This is a genomic window from Streptomyces sp. NPDC036984 (genome assembly GCF_055607665.1).
Genome location: NZ_JBVJRL010000011.1, coordinates 143,646 through 165,973 on the forward strand (window position 1 = coordinate 143,646; position 22,328 = coordinate 165,973).

General features: G+C 71.8%; 17 protein-coding genes, 1 tRNA gene and 1 pseudogene. 12 read left to right on the forward strand and 7 right to left on the reverse strand.

From position 1 onward, the window contains the following. The first annotated feature begins 11 nt into the window (after positions 1–11). From ACZ7DL_RS21470 to ACZ7DL_RS21495, 6 genes are all read left to right on the forward strand, one after another. On the forward strand, positions 12–1,976 hold the full coding sequence (locus tag ACZ7DL_RS21470) for a copper resistance CopC/CopD family protein (protein WP_470775973.1): 1,965 nt from the start codon (positions 12–14) through the stop codon (positions 1,974–1,976). Between the two features lie 8 nt (positions 1,977–1,984). Further along, positions 1,985–3,265 carry an iron uptake transporter deferrochelatase/peroxidase subunit gene (efeB, locus tag ACZ7DL_RS21475; RefSeq protein WP_470775975.1) on the forward strand — a complete coding sequence of 427 codons (1,281 nt, stop codon included), beginning with the start codon at positions 1,985–1,987 and terminating at the stop codon, positions 3,263–3,265. Positions 3,266–3,472: 207 nt separating this feature from the next. Continuing rightward, positions 3,473–4,405 carry a prephenate dehydratase gene (pheA, locus tag ACZ7DL_RS21480; RefSeq protein ID WP_470775977.1) on the forward strand — a complete coding sequence of 311 codons (933 nt, stop codon included), beginning with the start codon at positions 3,473–3,475 and terminating at the stop codon, positions 4,403–4,405. A gap of 531 nt (positions 4,406–4,936) precedes the next feature. Beyond that, positions 4,937–6,214 carry a serine--tRNA ligase gene (serS, locus tag ACZ7DL_RS21485; RefSeq protein ID WP_470775979.1) on the forward strand — a complete coding sequence of 426 codons (1,278 nt, stop codon included), beginning with the start codon at positions 4,937–4,939 and terminating at the stop codon, positions 6,212–6,214. Further along, positions 6,211–7,011: an HAD family hydrolase gene (locus ACZ7DL_RS21490; RefSeq protein WP_470775980.1), complete on the forward strand. Its 801-nt coding sequence runs from the start codon at positions 6,211–6,213 to the stop codon at positions 7,009–7,011. The genes serS and ACZ7DL_RS21490 overlap by 4 nt, the downstream gene beginning before the upstream one ends. Before the next feature lie 39 nt (positions 7,012–7,050). Then, entirely contained in the window at positions 7,051–7,452 is a 402-nt protein-coding gene (locus ACZ7DL_RS21495) for a hypothetical protein (RefSeq protein ID WP_470775982.1), read from the forward strand. 110 nt (positions 7,453–7,562) lie between these two features. Here the strand turns inward: ACZ7DL_RS21495 and ACZ7DL_RS21500 are convergent. The 5 genes from ACZ7DL_RS21500 to ACZ7DL_RS21520 form a co-directional block, all read right to left on the reverse strand. Further along, positions 7,563–7,650 (reverse strand) — tRNA-Ser (locus ACZ7DL_RS21500). 301 nt (positions 7,651–7,951) lie between these two features. After that, positions 7,952–8,668, reverse strand: coding sequence for an ABC transporter permease subunit (locus ACZ7DL_RS21505; RefSeq protein WP_470775983.1), 717 nt, complete (start codon positions 8,666–8,668; stop codon positions 7,952–7,954). 10 nt (positions 8,669–8,678) lie between these two features. Beyond that, positions 8,679–9,590 (reverse strand): ABC transporter ATP-binding protein, encoded by a 912-nt coding sequence (locus tag ACZ7DL_RS21510; RefSeq protein ID WP_470775985.1) that lies wholly within the window; start codon positions 9,588–9,590, stop codon positions 8,679–8,681. Next, positions 9,587–10,495: an ABC transporter permease gene (locus tag ACZ7DL_RS21515; protein WP_470775987.1), complete on the reverse strand. Its 909-nt coding sequence runs from the start codon at positions 10,493–10,495 to the stop codon at positions 9,587–9,589. The genes ACZ7DL_RS21510 and ACZ7DL_RS21515 overlap by 4 nt, the downstream gene beginning before the upstream one ends. Continuing rightward, positions 10,485–11,465, reverse strand: coding sequence for an ABC transporter ATP-binding protein (locus tag ACZ7DL_RS21520; RefSeq protein WP_470776139.1), 981 nt, complete (start codon positions 11,463–11,465; stop codon positions 10,485–10,487). Before ACZ7DL_RS21520 ends, ACZ7DL_RS21515 begins: the two co-directional genes overlap by 11 nt. Positions 11,466–11,743: 278 nt before the next feature. Between ACZ7DL_RS21520 and ACZ7DL_RS21525 the strand changes: the two genes are divergently transcribed. From ACZ7DL_RS21525 to ACZ7DL_RS21550, 6 genes are all read left to right on the forward strand, one after another. Beyond that, complete coding sequence (locus ACZ7DL_RS21525; RefSeq protein ID WP_470775988.1) at positions 11,744–12,586, forward strand: M24 family metallopeptidase; 843 nt, start codon at positions 11,744–11,746, stop codon at positions 12,584–12,586. Continuing rightward, positions 12,583–14,337, forward strand: a complete 1,755-nt coding sequence (locus ACZ7DL_RS21530; RefSeq protein WP_470775989.1) for an SDR family oxidoreductase — start codon at positions 12,583–12,585, stop codon at positions 14,335–14,337. Before ACZ7DL_RS21525 ends, ACZ7DL_RS21530 begins: the two co-directional genes overlap by 4 nt. Before the next feature lie 136 nt (positions 14,338–14,473). Continuing rightward, on the forward strand, positions 14,474–15,421 hold the full coding sequence (locus ACZ7DL_RS21535) for a MerR family transcriptional regulator (RefSeq protein WP_470775991.1): 948 nt from the start codon (positions 14,474–14,476) through the stop codon (positions 15,419–15,421). Between the two features lie 121 nt (positions 15,422–15,542). After that, a complete protein-coding gene (locus ACZ7DL_RS21540; RefSeq protein ID WP_470775993.1) occupies positions 15,543–16,091 on the forward strand; it encodes an RNA 2'-phosphotransferase in 549 nt (182 codons plus the stop codon). Between the two features lie 156 nt (positions 16,092–16,247). Beyond that, entirely contained in the window at positions 16,248–17,150 is a 903-nt protein-coding gene (locus tag ACZ7DL_RS21545; protein ID WP_470775994.1) for an LLM class flavin-dependent oxidoreductase, read from the forward strand. 76 nt (positions 17,151–17,226) lie between these two features. Further along, complete coding sequence (locus ACZ7DL_RS21550) at positions 17,227–18,099, forward strand: Cof-type HAD-IIB family hydrolase (protein WP_470775995.1); 873 nt, start codon at positions 17,227–17,229, stop codon at positions 18,097–18,099. A gap of 123 nt (positions 18,100–18,222) precedes the next feature. Here the strand turns inward: ACZ7DL_RS21550 and ACZ7DL_RS21555 are convergent. Together ACZ7DL_RS21555 and cydD are read right to left on the reverse strand one after the other, a co-directional pair. Next, positions 18,223–18,620 (reverse strand): annotated as a pseudogene (locus ACZ7DL_RS21555) (sensor histidine kinase); the annotation flags it as partial. A gap of 21 nt (positions 18,621–18,641) precedes the next feature. Further along, complete coding sequence (gene cydD / locus ACZ7DL_RS21560) at positions 18,642–22,307, reverse strand: thiol reductant ABC exporter subunit CydD (RefSeq protein WP_470775996.1); 3,666 nt, start codon at positions 22,305–22,307, stop codon at positions 18,642–18,644. Between the last annotated feature and the right edge of the window lie 21 nt (positions 22,308–22,328).

A 22,328-nucleotide genomic window follows, 5' to 3' on the forward strand; every position in this document is an offset into this window, starting at 1 on the left:
GAGGGACCACCGTGACCCGGACCATCACCCCCCGCCTGCGGATCCTGGTGCTGCTGTTCCTCGCCGTCACCGGCGCGCTGCTGGCGGGCGCCGGACCGGCCTCCGCGCATGCCGCGCTGACCGGCAGCGACCCCGCACAGGGGGTGGTGGCCGACAAGGCGCCCACCCAGGTGTCGCTCACCTTCTCCGAGAAGGTGGCGATGAACGACGACTCCCTGCGCGTCCTCGACCCCCGGGGCAGGCCGGTCCAGACGGGCAGCCCCGCCAACGTGAGCGGGACGACGTACGCCGTGAAGCTCAAGAGCGGCCTGGCCAAGGGCACCTACACCGTCACCTACCAGGTCGTCTCGGCGGACAGCCACCCCGTGGCCGGCGCCTACACCTTCTCCATCGGGGCGCCCTCGCGGACCGTCGTCTCCGGTACCGCACCGGCCGCGGGCGGCGGAGTCGTGGGCGGGCTCTACGCGTTCGGGCGCTATGTGTCCTACGCCGGCTTCATCGTGCTCGCCGGCGGCGCGGCCTTCGTGCTCGCCTGCTGGCGGCGCGGCACCGGCGTCCGGGCCCTCCAGCGGCTGGTCGTCGGCGGCTGGGTCGCACTGACCGCGGCCACTCTCTGGCTGCTGCTCCTGCGCGGCTCGTACACCACCTCCGGCAGGTTCGCCGACGTCTTCGACCTCGACCTGCTCGGCCAGGTGCTCCAGACCAAGACCGGTGCCGCGCTGGTCTCCCGGCTGCTGCTGCTCGCCGCCGCCGCGCTGTTCGTCGCCGTCCTCTTCGGCGCCTACACCCGGCGGGAGGAGGGCGCGGAGAAGCGGGACCTGGCCTTCGGGCTCGCGATCGGCGGGATCGTCGTCGCGGCCGGGCTCGCGGCCAGCTGGGCCATGGCCGAACACGCCTCCACCGGGCTCCAGGCGGGCCTCGCCATGCCGGTCGACGTCGTCCACCTGCTGGCCGTCGCCGCCTGGCTGGGCGGGCTCACCGCCCTGCTGACCGCCCTGTACCGGGCGCCCGCCGAGACCCCGGTCGAGGCCGCCGCCGTACGCCGTTTCTCCCGGGTGGCCTTCGGTTCCGTCCTGGCGCTCGTCGCCACCGGCGTCTACCAGTCCTGGCGGCAGCTCGGCTCCTGGGCGGCGTTCACCGAGACCCGGTACGGGCAGCTGCTGCTGGTCAAGATCGGTCTGGTGGCGGTGCTGGTCGGCATCGCGGCGGTCTCCCGGCGGTGGACGGGACAGCTCACCGACCCGGTGGTCCGCGCCGGGAAGGCGAAGAAGGCCCAGGCCCGGCAGGAACAGGCCCGGCAGGAACAGGCCCCGAAGGAACAGGCCCCGAAGGAGCAGGTCGCCGCCTCCACGACCGCCGGCGGCGGTGCGGGCACGGGCCCCGGCGCTGACGGCCGGCGGGCCGCCCAGCTCGCCCGGCAGCGCGCGGCCGTCGACGCCGCCCGGCAGAAGCGGCTGCGGGACGGCGACCCGCACCGCTATGGGCTGCGCCGCTCGGTGCTCGCCGAGGCCGGTGTCGCCATCGTGCTGCTCGCCGTCACCACCGCACTGACCCAGACCGAGCCGGGCCGCACCGAGCAGGAGGCCAAGGCGGCCGCCTCCACCCCGGCCGGCTCCGGCACGTCGGCGGCGTCCGGCGCGCTCACCCTGGACATGCCGTTCGACACCGGCGGTGCCGACGGCAAGGGCGTCGTCAGCATCGACCTGGACCCCGCGCGCGTGGGCGGCAACGAGATGCACGTCTACGTCCAGCGGCCCAACGGCCGGGTCTTCGACGTCCCCGAGGTGAAGGTCTCCTTCACCCTGGAGGCCAAGAAGATCGGCCCGCTCCCCGTGAACCCCGACCACATCGCCACCGGCCACTGGTCGGCGAACGGAGTGCAGATTCCCATGGCCGGCGACTGGAAGATCGCCGTCACGGTGCGCACCTCCGACATCGACCAGGTGACCGTCTCCAAGAACGCGCAGATCGGCTGAACCACACCATGCCCGACCAGTCCATCCCGCAGGCCCGTACGCCCGACGCGCCGGTGGCGGAGCCCGTGTCCGGCGCGAGCGGCGTCTCCCGGCGCGCCCTGCTCGGCGCCGCCGGCGCCACCGGGCTCGTGCTCGGCGCGGCCGGCGGGGCCGTGGGGTACGCCGCCGCGCCCGCCCAGGCCACCCCACTGACCTCGGTCGGCTCCGACCGGGCGATGTTTCACGGGAAACATCAGCCCGGCATCACCGAGGGTCTCCAGGCGCGCGGCCATCTCGTCGCCTTCGACCTGGCGGTGGGCGCGGGCCGCAAGGAGGCGGCCGCCCTGCTGCGCCGCTGGTCGGCGACGGCCGATCGGCTGATGGCGGGCGAGGCCGCCCCGCACGATGACACCGGTGTGGCCCGGGACGCGGGACCCTCCTCGCTGACGATCACCTTCGGTTTCGGGCACAGCTTCTTCGGGCGGACCGGCCTGGAGGAGCAGCGGCCGACCGCCCTGGACCCGCTGCCGGACTTCTCCTCCGACCAGCTCGACAAGGCTCGCAGCGACGGCGACCTGTGGGTGCAGATCGGCGCGAACGACGCCCTGGTCGCCTTCCACGCCCTGCGCGCGATCCAGAAGGACGCGGGCTCGGCCGCGCGGGTGCGCTGGCAGATGAACGGCTTCAACCGCAGCCCGGGCGCCACCGCCCACCCCATGACGGCCCGCAACCTCATGGGCCAGCTCGACGGCACCCGCAACCCGAAGCCGGCCGACGCCGACTTCGACCGGCGGATCTTCGTGCCCGCCTCGGGCGAGCCCGCGTGGATGGCGAACGGCTCCTACGCCGTCGTACGCCGGATCCGCATGCTCCTGGACGACTGGGAGAAGCTGTCGCTCTCCGCGCAGGAGCAGGTCATCGGGCGCCGCAAGGCGAATGGGGCACCGCTGTCCGGCGGCGACGAGACGACCCCGATGGACCTGGAGAAGACCGACGCGGGCGGCGACTACGTCGTCCCGCTCACCGCGCACGCCCGGATCACCCGGCCCGACCGCAACGGTGGCGCGGCCATGCTGCGGCGCCCCTTCTCCTACCACGACGGCATCGACGCGGACGGCACGCCCGACGCCGGTCTGCTCTTCATCTGCTGGCAGGCGGATCCGCTGCGCGGCTTCGTGCCGGTGCAGCGCAAGCTCGACCGGGGCGACGCGCTGTCGAAGTTCATCCGGCACGAGGCGAGCGGACTCTTCGCGGTGCCGGGCGGGGCGGCGAAGGGGGAGTACGTGGGGCAGCGGCTGCTGGAGGGGTGACAGGGAGGGTCCCGTACGCGAGACGGCCCTGTTGAGACCGGCCCCCGTCGAGACCGGCCGCTGTGAGACCGGCCCCTGTTCAAAGGGGACGGTTCCGTACCCGAAACGGACCCCGGTATGAGGGACGATCACGGTTCAAACCACCCGGTCGAGTGGCATTCATGAGACACGGACGACGGGTCCTTCCACGGCCATTAGGGTGAGGACATGCCAGCGAGCTATGCCTATCTCGGTCCGGAGGGCACCTTCACGGAGGTCGCCCTGCGCACGCTTCCGGAGGCGGCCACCCGGGAGCTGATCCCGTATGTATCGGTGCAGTCCGCGCTGGACGCGGTACGGGCCGGAGAGGCCGAGGCCGCGTTCGTGCCGATCGAGAACTCCGTCGAGGGCGGCATCACCACCACCCTGGACGAGCTGGTCGCGGGCGAACCACTGATGATCTACCGCGAGGTGCTGCTGTCCATCACCTTCGCGCTGCTGGTCCGGCCCGGCACCACGCTCGCCGACATCAAGACCGTCTCCGCCCACCCCGCGGCCCAGCCCCAGGTCCGCAACTGGCTGCGCACGCACCTCCCGGACGCCCTCTGGGAGTCGGCCGCCTCCAACGCGGACGCCGCCCGTCTGGTCCAGGAGGGCCGCTACGACGCCGCCTTCGCGGGCGAGTTCGCCGCCGCCCGGTACGGCCTGAAGGCGCTGGAGACCGGGATCCACGACGCGGAGAACGCGCAGACCCGGTTCGTGCTGGTCGGCCGGCCGGCCCGGCCGGCCGCGCCGACGGGTACCGACAAGACCTCGGTGGTGCTGTGGCAGCGGGACGACCATCCCGGTGGGCTGCGCGACCTGCTCGGCGAGTTCGCCTCGCGCGGCATCAACCTCATGCTGCTCCAGTCCCGGCCGACCGGCGCCGGTATCGGCAACTACTGCTTCTGCATCGACGCCGAGGGCCATATCGCCGACCGGCGGATGGCGGAGGCGCTGATGGGGCTGCGGCGGATCTGTCTTCAGGTGCGTTTCCTCGGTTCCTATCCGCGCGCCGACATCACGGCGGGCGAGGCCCGGCCGACGTTGCCGGGGACGTCGGACGAGGAGTTCATGGCGGCGGCGGACTGGGTGGCGCGCTGCCAGGACGGCCGCTTCTAACCAGTCGTACCTGCATACGAACGTTATCCACAGGAGTTATCCACAGGTTCCCTTCTCGACCTGGGGACAAGTCGACAGGGCAGGGTCATCAGGTCGACAAATCGGCCTGAAGCCCCCCGTCGAGTCCACCGATCCCTGGGTCACCCTTCGTCCACCCGTTTCCTTTGGTTCATCTTTTGGGGCGACCGTTTTCCACCCGATGGCGGGTGTCGATCGGGTTTGACCCGGGAATTCTTTAGCCCGTTCGAGGTTTCCGGAGTGATCAATTCCGGCATCCACAGTTCTTCCACACAGCCTGTGGATAACTCTCCGGGAGGGCGTGGGTCTCTGTGGACAACCGGGCTGCCAAATCCCGTTCCGCACAAGGGAATCAGGTCAACCGGTGGCCCGGCGCGTGCTCCGTCCCAGGGAGTGAGACACTTTCTCTTGACACGCGCGGCAATTACCGCACAACGGAACGTAAGCCGCGAATCCGAACTCCCCGGAATAGTGATTCGTGAGCCGCGACTCCGCACCGGTAGCCTTGGCCTCGTGATTGACCTTCGCCTGCTCCGTGAGGACCCCGACCGTGTGCGCGCGTCCCAGCGCGCCCGTGGAGAGGACGTCGCGCTCGTCGACGCCCTCCTGTCTGCCGACGAACGGCGCAGGTCCTCCGGCGTCCGCTTCGACGAGCTGCGTGCCGAACAGAAGCAGCTCGGCAAGCAGATCCCCAAGGCCACCGGTGACGAGAAGGCCGAGCTGCTCAAGCGCGCCGAGCAGCTGAAGGCCGACGTCAAGGCCGCCGACGCCGAGCGCGACGCGGCCGACGCCGAGACCCAGCAACTGCTCCTCAGGCTCGGCAACCTCGTCCACCCCGACGTGCCCGTCGGCGGCGAGGAGGACTTCGTCACGCTGGAGAAGCACGGCACGATCCGGGACTTCGGCGCCGAGGGCTTCGAGCCCAAGGACCACCTGGAGCTGGGCCAGATCCTCGGCGCGATCGACGTCGAGCGTGGCGCCAAGGTCTCCGGCTCCCGCTTCTACTTCCTCACCGGCGTCGGCGCCCTGCTGGAGCTGGCCCTGGTCAACGCGGCGATGGCCCAGGCCACCGCGGCCGGCTTCACGCCGATGCTGACCCCGGCGCTGGTCCGCCCGCAGTCCATGGCCGGCACCGGCTTCCTCGGCCAGGCCGCCCAGGACGTCTACCACCTCGACAAGGACGACCTGTACCTGGTCGGCACCTCCGAGGTCCCGCTGGCGGCCTACCACATGGACGAGATCCTCGACGCGGACAAGCTGCCGCTGCGCTACGCGGGCTTCTCCCCGTGCTTCCGCCGCGAGGCCGGCTCGCACGGCAAGGACACCCGGGGCATCTTCCGCGTGCACCAGTTCGACAAGGTCGAGATGTTCTCGTACGTCGCTCCCGAGGACTCGCGGGCCGAGCACCAGCGCCTGCTGGAGTGGGAGAAGCAGTGGCTGACCTCGCTGGAGCTGCCGTTCCGCGTCATCGACGTCGCCTCCGCCGACCTCGGTGCCTCGGCCGCCCGCAAGTACGACTGTGAGGCGTGGATCCCGACCCAGGGCAAGTACCGCGAGCTGACCTCGACCTCGGACTGCACCGAGTTCCAGTCCCGCCGGCTGTCCATCCGGGTCCGGGACGGCAAGCAGGTCAAGCCGCTCGCCACCCTCAACGGCACGCTGTGCGCCGTTCCGCGCACGATCGTGGCGATCCTGGAGAACCACCAGCAGGCCGACGGCTCCGTCCGGGTCCCCGAGGTACTGCGCCCGTACCTGGGCGGCCGGGAGGTCCTGGAGCCGGTCGCCAAGTGACCGGATTCCCGTACGGGCTGATCGCCACCGATCTCGACGGCACGCTGCTGCGTTCCGACGAGTCGGTCTCGCAGCGCACCCGTGACGCGCTCGCCGCGGCCACCGCGGCGGGCGCGGCGCACATCGTGGTCACCGGCCGCGCGGTCCCCTGGACCCGGCACATCCTGGACGGCCTCGGCTACGACGGTCTCGCCGTCTGCGGCCAGGGCGCCCAGGTGTACGACGCCGGCGCGCACCGACTGCTGACCTCGGTCACCCTGGACCGGCAGCTGGCGGGCGTGGCCCTGGCCAAGATCGAGGCCGAGGTGGGCCCGCTGTACCTTGCGGCCAGCCGGGACGGCCTCGACGGCGATGTGCTGGTGGGTCCCGGCTACGCGGTCACCGGCACGCTGCCCGCGACGCCGTTCACGGACGCCTCCGACCTCTGGACGGCCCCGCTGAACAAGATCTACATACAGCATCCGACGCTGGGCGACGACGAGCTGGCGGAAGCGGCCCGGCAGGCGGCCGGTGGCTTCGTCACGGTGGCCATGGCGGGCGAGGGCATCGTGGAACTGCTCCCGCTCGGCCTGTCCAAGGCCACGGGCCTGTCCCTGGCGGCTCGCCGGCTGGGCCTCAAGGCCGCCGACACGATCGCTTTCGGCGACATGCCCAACGACATCCCGATGTTCGCCTGGGCGGCCCGGGGCGTGGCCATGGCGGGCGCCCATGAGGAACTGAAGGCGGTGGCCGACGAGGTCACGGCCTCCAACGAGGACGACGGCATCGCGGTCGTGCTGGAGCGGTTGCTGGGCTGAGCGCAACGGCCGCCGGGGCGATTGCTACATTCGGCGGTCATGCGATCACGCGAGTACGACCTCGACTTCCGCGACCGCGCCTCCCGGATACGCGCCTGGGGCATCGGCCTGCTGGCCGTGGCGGGGCTGCTGTGGACCTGGTGCGCCGTCCTGCTGCTCACGCCGTACGAGGTGGAGCGCGAGTCGGGGGACCAGTACCCCGACAAGTGCGAGTCCCGCCTGCTGACGGATCGCGGCACCGCCAACGAGGGCCTCTACAAGGGCGACTACTGTGCGAACGAACGCGACTGGCCGGAGGTGCTGGCCGTTCTCGGCCTGTCCCTCCCGGTCTCCCTCGCCGGCGCGATCCTCCTCACCGCGGGCACGGTCCAGCGCACGATGAGCGCCCACGCGGAGGCGATGCGGGAACTGGACAGGATCGCCGACGCACGGGGAGTGTGACCGCTTCCCGTCGTCGTGGGCGGCCGCCGACCGCCGTGGGCAGTTGCCGCGGGGCGACGGGGGCGCGCGCCCGGGCGTCCAAGCCCGGCCGACCCGGTGGCAACATCTCGCGGAGGATGCACGAATCGAACGTGCGCGGGCTTTCCAGGCCCGACCATGGCTTAGCAAGCCAGTGCCTTACCACTCGGCCAATCCTCCGGGTGGGCGGCCCACGCGAGAGCGACATCGCGTGCTCGAAGCGGCCGCCCCGGGCAGCCCCCGTGGCTTCACGGAGGGGTGGCGCATCACTCCGGAGCCGGCCTCGGGCTGCCCTGTCGGGAGCTGGGCGTACTGCCGTGCATGGACACCGCCCACCTCCACTCCCAGCAGACGACGCCGGGACGATCCCGGCGGATGGGGCACAACCACTCTGCCCCGCCGCCGAGTTGGGCGCCACCGAATTAACCGGGCGCCGATGGCGTCCCCGTGAGGGCCGCGGGCCGCGGGCCACCGGGGCGGCCTACTCCTCGCCCGCCAGCGTCAGCGTGCGCAGCTTCTGGCCGGCGTACCAGGTGGCCAGGACGGTGACCGCCACCAGCAGGGCGGTGGCCGTCGGCAGGCCCACCTCGGAGGTGACCAGGTCCCCGGCGACCTTGTGGGCGACGGCCAGCGACCACTGCTGGACGCTCAGCGTGCGCGCGCCGGGCACCAGGGAGCCGAACAGCGCCTCCCAGATCAGGGCGTAGACGAGCCCGAAGACCACCGCGTGCCGGGAGACCGTGCCGAGCAGCAGAAAAAGTGCCGAGTAGGCGATGGAGGAGACCAGCGCGGCGACCGTGTAGGCGACGGCGATCTGCTGGCCGTTGCCGTTCAGGATCAGGCCCGCGATCAGGGTCGGCACCGCCGAGAAGACCATGGTGACGGCGATGGCCACGATCAGCTTGGTGAAGATGATCGCGGGCCGCTTGAGCGGCTTGGACAGCAGGTAGACGACGGAGCCGTCGTCGATCTCCGGGCCGATCGCGCCCGTGCCCGCGATGACACCGATGATCGGCACCATGGTGGCGAGCGCGAAGCCGCTGAGGACGTCGGAGGCCGTCTGGTCGTCGGCGCCGGTCAGGCCGCGCACGGCCACCGCGATGACGATCAGCAGCAGCGGCAGCGCGCCGAGGATGAGGGCCCGACGGCGGCCGAGCAGGGCCCGGTAGGTGAGCCGGGCGACGGTGGGGTCGTACATCTTGGGCCTCCTACGCCGCGACGAGATACGAGAAGACGGACTCCAGGGACTCGTCGGACGGCGAGACCGTGAGCAGCCGGATGCCGTGGTCCTTCGCGACCTTCGGCAGCAGGGCGGTGAAGCGGCCGAAGTCCACGGCCTGGATGCGCAGCGCGTCCTCGGCGTGGTCGACCTCGATGCCGGACGTCGACGGGTCGGCGATCAGCGCGGCCGCGAGGGCGCGGTCGTCGCTGGAGCGCACCAGGTAGCGGTGCGGGCGGTCGGTCATCAGGCGGCGGATCCTGCGGAAGTCGCCGCTGGCCGCGTGCCGTCCGGCGACGACGACCTCGATGTGCCGGGCGAGCTGTTCGACCTCTTCGAGGATGTGCGAGGAGAACAGCACCGTGCGGCCCTCGTCGCCCATCCTGCGCAGCAGGTCCATCAGCTGCATGCGCTGGCGCGGGTCCATGCCGTTGAACGGCTCGTCCAGCAGGAGCAGCGAGGGGTCGTGGACCAGGGCGCTCGCCATCTTCACGCGCTGCCGCATGCCCTTGGAGTAGGTGGCGATCTTCCGGTCCTGCGCGTACTCCATCTCGACCGTGGCGAGGGCGCGCCGGGCGGCCTTGTCGCCGAGGCCGTGCAGTTCGGCGTTGGCGACGACGAACTCGCGGCCGGTGAGGAAGTCGTACATCGCCTCGCGCTCGGGGACGATGCCGATGTGCTGGTAGATCCGCTCGTTGCGCCACACCGGCTGCCCGTCGAGGGTGACCGTGCCGGTGGACGGGGCGAGGAAGCCGCCCATCATGTTGATCAGCGTGGACTTTCCGGCGCCGTTGGGGCCGAGCAGGCCGGTGACGCCGGGTCCGATGGTCATGGTGATGTCGTTGACGGCGACCACGTTGCCGAACCAGCGGGACACGTGGTCGATGCTGAGCGTGGTCACAGTCCCACCTTCTTGTAGCGGCGCGTCAGCAGGCCGTAGCTGCCGGCGATGAGGGCGAGTACGACCAGGACGTAGACGACGCCCTGCCCCGCGGACGGGTCGACCGCGCCCGGGCTGCGGGAGGTCGCGCCCAGGAAGGCCGACTGGACGCCGTCGACGAGCGTGATCGGCGAGAACAGCCCGATCCACGGGATGGCGGAGGAATGGTTCTGCACGTGGGCGATGGCCTGGAGCGTGGTGACCGCGCCGTAGGAGATGGTCATCACCGCGATCACGGCGGCGATGCCGAAGCCGCGGCGCGGGGTGGCGGCGGCGATGACCAGTCCGATGCCGGCGAAGAGCAGCGAGAGCAGGGCCACGGAGACCAGTCCCTGGGTGAATTCCTTGGTCTGGTGGGCGAAGCCCATCTTGGACAGCAGGGCGCCCACGTACATGACCAGCAGGGGTGCGCCGGTGAGGATGAACAGTGCCGACGCCAGCGACGCGAACTTCGCCTGGACGTAGTCGGCGGTCTCGATGGGCCGTGAGAAGTACAGCGGAACGGTCTTGAAGCGCAGGTCGCGGGAGACCGCCTGCGGCGCCTGCGAGGCGACGTACAGGCTGATCACGGCCTGCATGATGATCGCGTAGCGGGTGTAGGACACCGGCAGTTCGTGCGCCTTGGTGAAGACGGCGACGGCCACCATGATGGCCGCGGGCACGCACATCACCGCGAACAGCAGCATCGGCAGCACCTTGGACTTCACCGAGCGGCCGAGGCCGTAGGCGCCGCGCAGGGACTGCGAGTACAGCGAACGGCGGGCGTAGGCGCGGCCGAGGCGGGGGCCGTCGTAGCCGCGGTAGCCGATGTCGTGGATGCGGGTCTGGTCGCCGGCGTGCAGTGCCGGGGGATGCTCAACCGCCATGGCCGACGGCCTCCTTCCGCTGTTCGTCGCCGCTGTGTTCGGCGCTGCTGGTGAACACCTCGGAGATGTGGTGGCGGCGCTGTTCCATGCGCACCAGGCCGAGGCCGAGGTCGGCGACGACGTCCCGGACCAGGTCGTAGGTCTCCTCGCCCTGGGCGGTCAGCAGCAGGATGTGTCCGGCGCCGGGCAACCCCGCGCCCTCGGCGTGGGTGTCCAGCCCGCGCGCCTGGAGCGCCTCGCGGACCGCGCGGGTGCCGTCGGGGTGGATGTCGCTGTCGGTGACCTCGATCGCGAGGGTGGTCGTGGTCTGCGTGAAGTCGGTGGTGGAGCTGGAGCGCAGGAGCTTGCCGCCGTCGATGACGACGACGTGGTCGCAGGTGCGCTCCAGCTCGCCCAGCAGGTGGGAGGTGACCAGGACCGAGATGCCGAAGTCGGTGTGGATACGGCGGATCAGGCCGAGCATCTCGTCACGCCCGACCGGGTCGAGGCCGTTGGTCGGTTCGTCCAGGAACACCAGCTGCGGGTCGTGCACCAGCGCCTGGGCGAGCTTCACCCGCTGCTTCATGCCCGTCGAGTAGCCGCCGATGGGGCGGTAGCGCTCCTCGTAGAGGCCCACATGGCGCAGGGTGTCCGCGGTGCGCTCGCGTGCGGCGGCCGGGGGCAGGCCGGACATGCGGGCCATGTGGACGACGAACTCGGTGGCCGAGACGTCGGGCGGCAGGCAGTCGTGCTCCGGCATGTACCCGACCCGCTCGCGGATGGCGGCGCCCTTGGTGGCGACATCCAGGCCGAGCACCTCGGCGCGGCCCTCCGTGGCGGGGGACAGCCCCAGCAGGAGCTTGATCAGGGTGGACTTGCCGGCGCCGTTGGCTCCGACGAGTCCGGTCACACCGGGCCCGATGTCCACGGACAGCCGGTCGAGCGCGGTCACCCGGGGGAACCGCTTGCTCAGGCTTTCGGTCGCGATCACAGTCACGCCTACGACGGTAGTGATCCAGGCCACGACCGTCGTCAGACCTCAGAGCCGTTTCCTCGTCAGTCCCAGGTATTACGGGGCCCTAAGGGATCCCCACCCAAGGGTGGCCACGGGCCCTCGGCCGGTCGTTGTCCACAGCCCTTGCCCGCCTATTGACGCCACCTCTAACAACTGTCACATTCACCAGTGTCAAGTTACGGACGAGTACGGCGGTCGACGGGACGAGTCGCCAGGACGACGAACGCGTCGTCGGGGCGACGGGACGGGGCGGCATGACGACGGCAGTGAGCAGCGAACTCTCCGTGGAACTACGGGGATTCAGACGGGTGCAGCGCCTCGCCTACGAGTGCGCCGAGGCGGTCGCGGCACGCCTGGAGCCGGGCGTCACCGAGCGTGAGGCGGCGCGGATGCAGCGGGAGTGGCTGCGCGAGCGCGGGGTGCGGGACTGGTTCCATCTCCCCTTCGCCTGGTTCGGGGACCGCACGGCGTTCGCGAACTTCCGCATCCCGCTCCAGTTCTTCCCGACCGACCGCGCCCTGGAGCCGGGGATGCCGTTCATCCTGGACATGGCGCCGGTGTACGAGGGATACACGGCGGACATCGGCTACTCGGGCTCGCTGGGCGTGAACCCGGTGCAGGACCGGCTGATGGCCGACCTGGAGGCGCACCGGGAGCTGATCCTGCGCGAGGTGCGCGAGCGGCGCCCGCTGCGGGAGATCTACGAGGACGTGGACCGGCTCATGGTCCGCCAGGGCTACGCCAACCGGCACCGCGCGTACCCCTTCGGCGTGATCGCCCACAAGGTGGACCGGGTACGGCAGCGCCGTTTCTCGCCCCACCTGTTCGGGTTCGGCACGCAGTCCCTGAAGGGGCTCGCCGCCGACGCACTGCACGGCCACCGCGAGGGCTGGTCGCCGCTGTGGTCGCCGTACCGCTTCTCCGACCACCCGCCGCAGCCGGGCCTGTGGGCGGTCGAACCACACCTCGGCTTCAGGGGCACCGGCGCGAAGTTCGAGGAGATCCTGGTGGTCACCGATTCCCGGGACCCCGAGGAGAACGCGTTCTGGCTGGACGACGATCTGCCGCACGTGCGGCGCTGGGCGGAGGAGAAGTGACACTGAAAGGCGCGCGTGAGCGCTGGGTGCGCACCGGTGGGGTCGAGCTGTGCGTGGCCGAGCTGGGCGACCCGGAGCAGCCGACGGTCGTCCTGGTGCACGGCTACCCGGACAGCAAGGAGGTCTGGTCGGAGGTCGCCGTCCGGCTCGCCGACCGCTTCCACGTGGTCCTCTACGACGTCCGGGGCCACGGCCGTTCGACGGCACCCGAGCCGCTGCGCGGCGGCTTCACCCTGGCCAAGCTCACCGACGACTTCCTGGCCGTCGTGGACGCGGTCAGCCCGGACCGGCCGGTGCACCTCGTCGGACACGACTGGGGTTCGGTGCAGTCCTGGGAGTTCGTCACGGTGGGCCGTACGGAGGGCCGTGTCGCCTCCTTCACCTCGATCTCCGGGCCGTCCCTCGACCACTTCGGGCACTGGATCAACGCGCGCGTGAAGCGCCCGACGCCCCGCCGCGTGGGTCAGCTCCTCGGCCAGGGCGCCAAGTCCTGGTACGTCTACCTGCTGCACACACCGGTCCTGCCGGAGCTGGCCTGGCGCGGCCCGCTCGGCAAGCGCTGGCCGAAGATCCTGGAACGCGTGGAGCGGATCCCCGGCGGTGACTACCCGACCGGCTCGCTGCCCACCGACGCGGCGCACGGCGCCTGGCTGTACCGGGACAACGTCCGCGCCCGGCTGCGCAGGCCGCGCCCGGACGCGTACGCACACGCGCCCGTGCAGCTCATCACGCCCCAGGGGGACGCGTTCCTCTCGGAGCGCCTGTACGACGACCTGGACCAGTGGGTGCCCCGGCTGACCCGCCGCTCGCTCCCGGCCAAGCACTGGATCCCGCGCACCCGGCCCGACCAGGTCGCCTCCTGGATCGGCGAGTTCGTCACGTCCGTGTCCGGCGGCCGCCCCGCCCCCGCTCCCGCTGGCCGCCACGCCGAGCGGTTCGCCGGGCAGTTGGTGCTGGTCACCGGCGCGGGCAGCGGCATTGGCCGGGCGACGGCATTCGCCTTCGCGGAGGCCGGCGCGCGCGTGGTCGCCGTCGACCGCGACGCCGAGGCGGCGGCCCGTACCGCCGAACTCGCCCGGCTGGTGGGCGCGTCCGACGCCTGGGCCGAGCCGGCCGACGTCTCCGACGAGCAGGTCATGGAGAAGCTCGCGGAGAAGGTGCACCGCGAGTACGGCGTCCTGGACGTGCTGGTCAACAACGCGGGCATCGGCCTGTCGGGCTCCTTCTTCGCCACGACGACCGACGACTGGCGCAAGGTGCTGGACGTCAACCTGTGGGGTGTGATCCACGGTTGCCGGCTCTTCGGGGCGCGCATGGCCGAGCGCGGCCAGGGCGGCCACATCGTCAACATCGCGTCGGCGGCGGCCTACCAGCCGTCGCGCGCGCTCCCCGCCTACAGCACGTCCAAGGCGGCCGTGCTGATGCTCTCCGAGTGCCTGCGTGCCGAGCTGGCCTCCCAGGGCATCGGCGTCACGGCGGTCTGCCCGGGCTTCGTCAACACCAACATCACCTCCACGGCCCGCTTCACCGGCGTCGACGAGGCGGAACAACGCCGACGCCAACAGCGGTCGGCCCGTCTGTACGGCCTGCGCAACTACCCACCGGAGAAGGTGGCCGACGCCATCCTCGACGCGGTGGCCCGCAACAGGGCAGTGGCTCCGGTGACCCCGGAGGCCCGCGGCGCCCACCTGCTGTCCCGCTTCGCACCCGGGGTGTTGCGGAGGATTGCCCGGGTGGAACCGAGGTTGTGAGACCCGGGGGTGAGGGCTGGGTACCGCCGACGGCCGGGTGCCGCCGACGATCGATCTGGCGCGGCCGCGGGCAGTCGTGCCGTGTCCGCGCTCTTCGAGCAGAGCAGCAGCTCCGGTAGCAGGAAGGAACCTGCCCGTGCCCGACCCCCCGGCCCCGCGCACCTACCGCATCGAAGACCTCGCCCACCACACCCGCACCACCGTGAGAACCATTCGCGCCTACCAGGACCGCGGCCTCCTCCCCTGCCCCGAACGCCAAGGCCGCGCCAACCTCTACTCCGAGGCCCACGTCACCCGCCTCCACCAGATCGCCCACCTCCTCGACCGCGGCTACACCCTGGCCTCGATCAAGGAACTCCTGGACGCCTGGGACACCGGCCGCGGCCTGGGCGGCGTCCTCGGCCTGGTCACCGAGGTGGAAGGCCCGTGGACGGACGAGCAGCCCGACCGGGTCACCCGCGGCGAACTGAACGCCCGCTTCGGCGGCGCGCCCGATGACGACGCCGTGGCCGAAGCGGTCGACCTCGGCGTACTGGAACCGGTCGACGGCGACCCGGACACCTTCCTGGTACCGAGCCCCCAAGAGCTGGCGGTGGCCGCCGAGTTGCATGCGGCAGGGGTGCCGCTGTCGGCGATCTCGGACCACCTCAGGGAGTTGAGAGGCCAGGTCGAGCACATCGCGGCCCGTTTCCTGGAGTTCACCACCGAGTACGTCTTCGCGCGCTACCTGGACGACCCGCGCCACCGAACCGACGCACACGCGGCGGAAGCCGCCTCGCTCGTCCGCCGGCTGCGCCCCCTGGCCCAGCGGACGGTGGACGTGGAACTGGCCCGTGCGATGCGCGTGTTGGCCACTCGTCGACTGCGCACCCACCTGGTCACGCAGCAGCCGCTCGATCCGCCTTCCGGTACGCGGTCCGTGCCACTGCCGCCGGAGACGATCGACGCTGTGGAAAGGCTGGTTGGCCGGGAGCGTGTCGCGGTCTTCATCGCGCTGGCGGCCGAACGGGAGGTGCGCGCCAGGGCGTTGGATGATCTTGTCTCATCACCTCATGAGCGTACGGACCTTGAGGAAACGCTCTGAGTGACAGGCCAGTTGTCCACAACTTCGCCAATTCCCCTGTGGATAACTCCACTTGGTTGTGGATCAAACCTCCCGGCGAAAACAACCTGCGTGATCCGCGTCTCTCACTCACGCTGGACCCATGAACGAGCGACGCACCGTGAAGGTGTCGAAATACCTCTCCCGGCACCTGCGCCACCAGCCCGAGCGCATCGGGCTCACACCGGACCCGGGCGGCTGGGTGGAGATCGACACCCTGATCGCCGCGGCCACGGACCACGGATTCCGGTTCACCCGGGAGGAACTGGACCATGTGGTCGCCACGAACGACAAACAGCGGTTCGTGATCGAGGACGGCAGAATCCGCGCCAGCCAGGGCCACAGCATCGAGGTCGACCTCGGCCTGCCTCCGACGGCCCCACCGCCGTACCTCTACCACGGGACGGTCCCCGCCCACCTGGCCGCGATCCGCGCGGAGGGCCTGCGCCCCATGAACCGGCACGCCGTCCACCTCTCCGCCGACCGGGAGACCGCCATCCGCGTCGGCGGCCGCCGGGGCCGCCCCGTGGTGCTGACCGTCGACTCCGGCGCCATGCACCGCGACGGCCACGTGTTCCACGTCAGCGCCAACGGGGTCTGGCTGACCTCGGCCGTACCCCCGCGCTACCTGCGCTTTCCCGGCCCGCACTGAGCACGTACGCGACCGAGCACGTACGCGACCGAAGACGTACGCGTGGAGCTACGTGCGCGTGGAGCGGATCATGCCGGCCTGTTCGCCGCGTGGCCGGGCAGCCGCGCACGGTGACCGTTTCGTCCGTTGTCAGTGGGGCCGCTTACTCTCGGACGCATGAGTCTGCGTCTGAGCACCGTGATCCTTCCGTACCGCCGCTGGCACGAAGGCGGCCGCTCGGCCTGGGTGCGCGCCGAGCAGCTCGGCTTTCACACGGCGTACACCTACGACCACCTGTCCTGGCGCAGCTTCCGTGACGGCCCCTGGTTCGGCGCGATCCCGACCCTGACGGCGGCCGCCGCAGCCACCGACCGGCTGCGCCTCGGCACGCTGGTCACCTCGCCGAACTTCCGCCACCCGGTGACCCTCGCCAAGGAACTGATCTCCCTGGACGACATCTCCGGCGGCCGCGTCACCCTCGGCATCGGCGCCGGCGGCACCGGTTTCGACGCCGGTGCCCTCGGCCAGGAGCCGTGGACCCCGCGCGAGCGCGCCGACCGGTTCGCCGAGTTCGTCCCTCTGCTCGACCGGCTGCTCACCGAGGACGCGGTGTCGTACGAGGGCCGGTTCTACTCGGCGCACGAGGCCCGGAACATTCCGGGCTGTGTGCAGCGTCCCCGGCTGCCGTTCGCGGTGGCGGCCACCGGCCCGCGCGGGCTCCGGCTCGCCGCGCGGTACGGCCAGGCGTGGGTGACCACGGGCGACCCGAAGCTGTACGAGACGGGCACCCCGGAGCAGTCGGTCGAGGCCTTGCGCGCCCAGGTCGGCAAGCTGTCCGAGGCGTGCGCGGCCGCCGGGCGGGACATGGCCGAGCTGGACAAGGTGCTGCTCACGGGCTTCACCCCGGACCGCGGCCGCCCGCTGGAGTCCCTGGACGCCTTTGTGGACTTCGCCGGCCGCCACCAGGAACTGGGCTTCACCGAGATCGTGATCCACTGGCCCATCCCGGACTCCGACTTCTCCGCGGACGAGAAGGTCTTCGAGCGGATCGCCATGGAGGGTCTCGCCCAGCTGGACTGACCGGCCGAGCGTCACCTGCGTCTCATCCGTGCGGACTCCCGCACGGCCGTGCGGATGTCTGCGCGAGAATGGCCGGGTGACCTCAGCGACCAGACAGTCCGGGACCCCTGCCGCCGCCCTGCCGGCGCGGCTGATCGCCACCGACCTCGACGGCACCCTGCTGCGCGACGACAAGTCGGTCTCTCCGCGGACCGTCGCCGCGCTGGCCGCCGCCGAGGAGGCCGGCATCGAGGTCTTCTTCGTCACCGGCCGGCCCGCCCGCTGGATGGACGTCGTCAGCGACCATGTCCACGGCCACGGCCTGGCGATCTGCGGCAACGGCGCCGCCGTGGTCGACCTGCACGGCGGCCCCGGCGCCCACCGCTTCGTGAAGGTCCGCGAACTGGCCCGGGACAACGCCCGGAACGCCGTACGGCTGCTGCGCGAGGCAGCGCCCGGCACGGTGTTCGCGGTGGAGCAGACGTACGGCTTCCAGCAGGAGCCGGACTATCCCAAGCTGCACCTGGAGATACCCGACAACCTCCTGCCCGCCGAGGAACTGCTCGCGCCCGACGGCCCGGACGCCGACCAGCCCGTGCTGAAGATCCTGGCCTACCACCCCTCCCTCGACCCCGACGCCTTCCTCACCCTGGCCCGTCTGGCCATCGGCAGCCATGCCAACGTCACCCGCTCCAGCCCCAGCGCCCTGCTGGAGATCAGCGGCCCCGGTGTCTCCAAGGCCAGCACTCTCGCCCTGTGCTGCGCCGAGCGCGGCATCTCGCACGAGGAGGTCGTGGCCTTCGGGGACATGCCCAACGACGTCGAGATGCTGACCTGGGCCGGCCAGTCGTACGCGATGGGCAACGCCCACCCGGACGTCATCGCCGCCGCGTCGGGCTGTACGGTCGCCAACAACGACGACGGTGTGGCAGTGGTGATCGAACAACTGCTCGCGAACCGGGCGCCGTAGCGGACCCCTCGCACCGGCGCCCGGCCTCCGCCGGCACCCCCGCTCGCGCCAGGACCCCGCTCGTGTCGGCATCCCGCTCGCGCCGAGGCCCCGCTCTGGTCGACGCCCACGCCGACCAGGAGGGCGCCCGCCCGGCAGGGTGACGGTCGCGTCGACCACGACGTCGATCCGGGACACCCCGCCGTGCCGGAAGGCATTGGACAGCGCCTCCCGCAGGACCGCGATCAGGTTCTTGCCGGTGAGGTCGCCGACGGCCGTGTCGACGGGCCCCACGATGCGATGCGCCGGCCTGAACCCCAGCGGCACGGCAGCCATGGTGAGTCCCGCAGCACCGGCGTGCGCAACCCGGACGGCGCCTCCGCCGGCCGCTGCCGCAACGCGAAGATCGCCGTGCGGATCTCCTGGAGGGTGACGTCCAACTCGTCCCCCGCCTTGCCGACGCCCTCCCGCACCCTGGGCACCCCGGACCGCCGCTGCGCACTCTCCGGCAACAGGCCCGTCGTGAACAGCCGTTGGATGACCTTCTGCCGAGAAGTCAGTCCTCACCGCACCCCTGCCGGCACCTCCGCCTCGGCTTCCCGCCGTGCCATCTCCCGCAGCGGCCCGTCCTCGGCGATCAGCTCCTCGTACGCCCCCCGCTGCACCACCCGGCCCGCGTCGAGCACGATCACCTCGTCCACCGCGGCGAGCCCCGCCAGCCGATGGGTGATGAGCACCGTCGTGCGGCCCTGGGTGGCGGCCAGCAGATCGGCGGTCAGCGCATCGGCCGTCGGCAGGTCCAGGTGCTCGGCGGGCTCGTCCAGGACCAGCACAGGGAAGTCGGCCAGCAGCGCGCGGGCCAGCGCCAGCCGTTGCCGCTGCCCGCCGGACAGCCGCGCCCCGTGCTCGCCGACGAGCGTGTCCAGACCGTCGGGCAGCGAGTCCACCCAGTCCAGCAGCCGGGCCCGGGCCAGCGCCGCGCGCAGCTCGGCCTCGGTGGCGTCCTTCCTGGCCAGCAGCAGGTTCTCGCGCACCGAGCTGTCGAAGAGATGCGCGTCCTGGGCGCACAGACCGACGAGTCGCCGTACGTCGTCCCCGGCCAGCGCACAGGCGTCCACACCGGCGAGCGAGTACGAGCCCGCCGCCGGATCCAGGAACCGCAGCAGCACCTGCGCGAGGGTCGTCTTGCCGGAGCCGGACGCCCCCACCACGGCGACCCGGCGCCCCCGCTCCAGGGTCAGATCGATCCCGGCGAGCGCCCGCTGCCGCTGTCCCGCGTACTGCGCCCCCAGCCCCTTGAGCACCACCGGGAACGGCGAGGCGGGCGCCTGCCGGGGCGACTCGGGCTCGTGCACGGGCTCCGGGGCGTCCAGCACCTCGTACACACGCTCCGCGCTGCGCCGCACCCGCTGCCGGTACCGCACCGCGAGCGGCAGCCCCAGTACGGCCTCGAAGGCGGCCAGCGGGGTCAGGACGACCACGGCCATCGCCACGCCGCTCAGCCGGCCGGCCGCCACCGCCTGGGCACCGAGCAGCGCGGTGGCCGTCACGGTCAGCCCGGAGATCAGCGCGGTCAGCCCGTCGCCGAGCCCGGTGACCGCGGCGGCGCGCGCGGCGATCCGGGTGAGGGTGCCGTCGGCCCGCCGGGCCGCGTCGGTACGGGTCGGCAGCGCACCGGCGACGGTCAGCTCGGCGGTGCCGGTGAGCAGGTCGGTCACGCGGGTCGCGAGCACGCCTCGGGCGGGCGCCAGCCGCCGCTCGGTGCGCCGGGCCGCGGTCGCGGTCAGCAGGGGGACACCGACACCGGCCGCCAGCAGGCCCGCCGCGAGGGCCGCGCCGGCCTCGGGCAGCAGCCAGGCCGTGAAGCCGACGGAGGCGGCGGAGACGGCGAGGGCCACACCGGCGGGCAGCAGCCAGCGCAGCCAGTAGTCCTGGAACGCGTCCACATCCGCGACCAGCCGGGTGAGCAGATCACCGCGCCGGACACCGCGCAGCCCGGCGGGTGCCAACCGCTCCAGCCGCCGGTACACCGCCACCCGGGTGTCGGCCAGCATCCGCAGGACGGCGTCGTGCGACACCAGCCGCTCGGCATACCGGAAGACGGCCCGCCCGATCCCGAAGGCCCGGGTCGCGGTCACAGCCACCATCAGATACAGCACCGGCGGCTGCTGCGAGGCCCGCGAGATGAGCCAGCCGGAGGTCGCCATGAGCCCGACGGCACTGCCCAGCGCCAGACTCCCCAACACCCAGCCAAGCCCAAGCCGCCCGAACCGCCCCCCACCCATCCCCCGAACCCGCCCCCACACACGCCGCCCCCCACCTGATCTCCCAGCCGACCGCCCGAGCAGAGCCCCCCGCGTCGCCCCGCTCTCCAGCCCACCGAACCCGGACTCCGTCGCTTCACCATCCAGCCCACCGAACGCAGCCCCCGTCGGCGCACTCAGCCCACCGAGCCCAGCCCCTGTCGTTTCACCATCCAGCCCACCGAGTCGGGTGGCGGGTGGGCGAGGGCGGGGGTCCGGGGGGCGGAGCCCCCTGGGTGGCCGGCTGTCCCCCGGGTACCTCACAAGCTGGGCCCCCTCCAGAGCCGCGCCCCCCTCCAACCGCACCACCCGATCGGCCACCCCCAACAACGCAGGCCGATGCACGACAAGCAACACCGTCCGCCCCACCGCAAGCCTCCGCACCGCCGCAACGACGTCCCCCTCCGACGCCCCGTCCAACGCGGCCGTCGGCTCATCCAGCAACAGCACAGGCCGGTCCGCGAGAAACGCCCGGGCCAGCGCAAGCCGCTGCCGCTGCCCCGCCGACAACCCCGCCCCGTCCTCCCCGAGCACGGTGTCGACCCCCTCCGGCAGCGCCGCCACGAACTCCCACGCACCGGCGTCCCGCAGAGCCCGGCACACAGCCGCGTCGTCGGCCTCGGGCCGAGCCAGCCGCACGTTCTCCGCGATGGTCCCGGCATACAGATGCGGCCTCTGCGGCACCCACGCGATCCGCGACCGCCACTCCGCCAGATCGAGGGAGGCGAGATCGGCGCCCCCGACCCGCACCCGCCCCTCGGTGGGCCGTACGAACCCCAGCAACACGCTCAGCAGCGTCGACTTGCCCACCCCGCTCGGCCCGACGAGCGCAACGGTCTCGCCGGGCTCGACGGTGAACGACACACCGCTCACCGCGTCCCAAGAACGCCCTGGATACCGGACGGTGACCCCCTCGAAGGCCACCCCACCCACCGGCACCGACCCGGCCCCGGACACCGGCACCGGCGTCTCCAGCACGGTGAAGATCTCCTCCGCCGCGGCAAGCCCCTCCGCCGCCGCGTGATACTGCGCACCCACCTGCCGCAGCGGCAGATAGGCCTCGGGCGCCAGCACCAGGATGACCAGCCCGGTGTACAGATCCATGTCGCCGTGGACGAGCCGCATCCCGATCGTCACGGCGACCAGCGCGACGGACAGCGTGGCAAGCAGCTCCAGCGCGAAGGAGGAGAGGAAGGCGATCCGCAGGGTCCGCAGGGTGGCCTGCCGGTACTCGCCGGTGATCCGCCGGATGGACGCGGCCTGCGCCTTGGCCCGGCCGAACACCTTCAGCGTGGGCAGCCCCGCGACCACGTCCAGGAAGTGACCGGAGAGCCGGGACAGTGACCGCCACTGACGGTCCATCCGGGACTGCGTCGCCCACCCGATCAGCATCATGAAGAGCGGAATCAACGGCAGGGTCCCGACGATGATCGCCGCCGACACCCAGTCCTCGGTGACGATCCGCGCCAGCACCGCCACCGGTACGACAACGGCGAGCCCCAACTGCGGGAGGTAGCGCGAGAAGTAGTCGTCCAGGGCGTCGACCCCGCGCGTGGCCAGGGTGACCAGCGAGCCGGTTCGCTGTCCGCTCAGCCACCCGGGCCCGAGCTCCGCAGCCCGGTCGAGAAGCCTCCCACGCAGCTCCGACTTCACGGCCGCACTCGCGCGATGGGCCGCGAGTTCGGTGAGCCACGCGACAACCGATCGCCCCACGGCCACGGCGGCCAACAGCAGCAGAGCAGTGCGCAGTTCAGCTGCCGACTGCCCCTGCTGGAACGCTCCGACGACGACCTCGGCGACGAGCATCGCCTGGGCGATGACCAGTCCGGCGCCGACGGTCCCGAGACCGACGACCACCGCGAGGAAGAGACGGGTGGCACGGGCGTACCGCAGAAGGCGTGGATCGATTGGTTTCACGTGAAACATGCCCTTCGGTCCAGAGGGGGT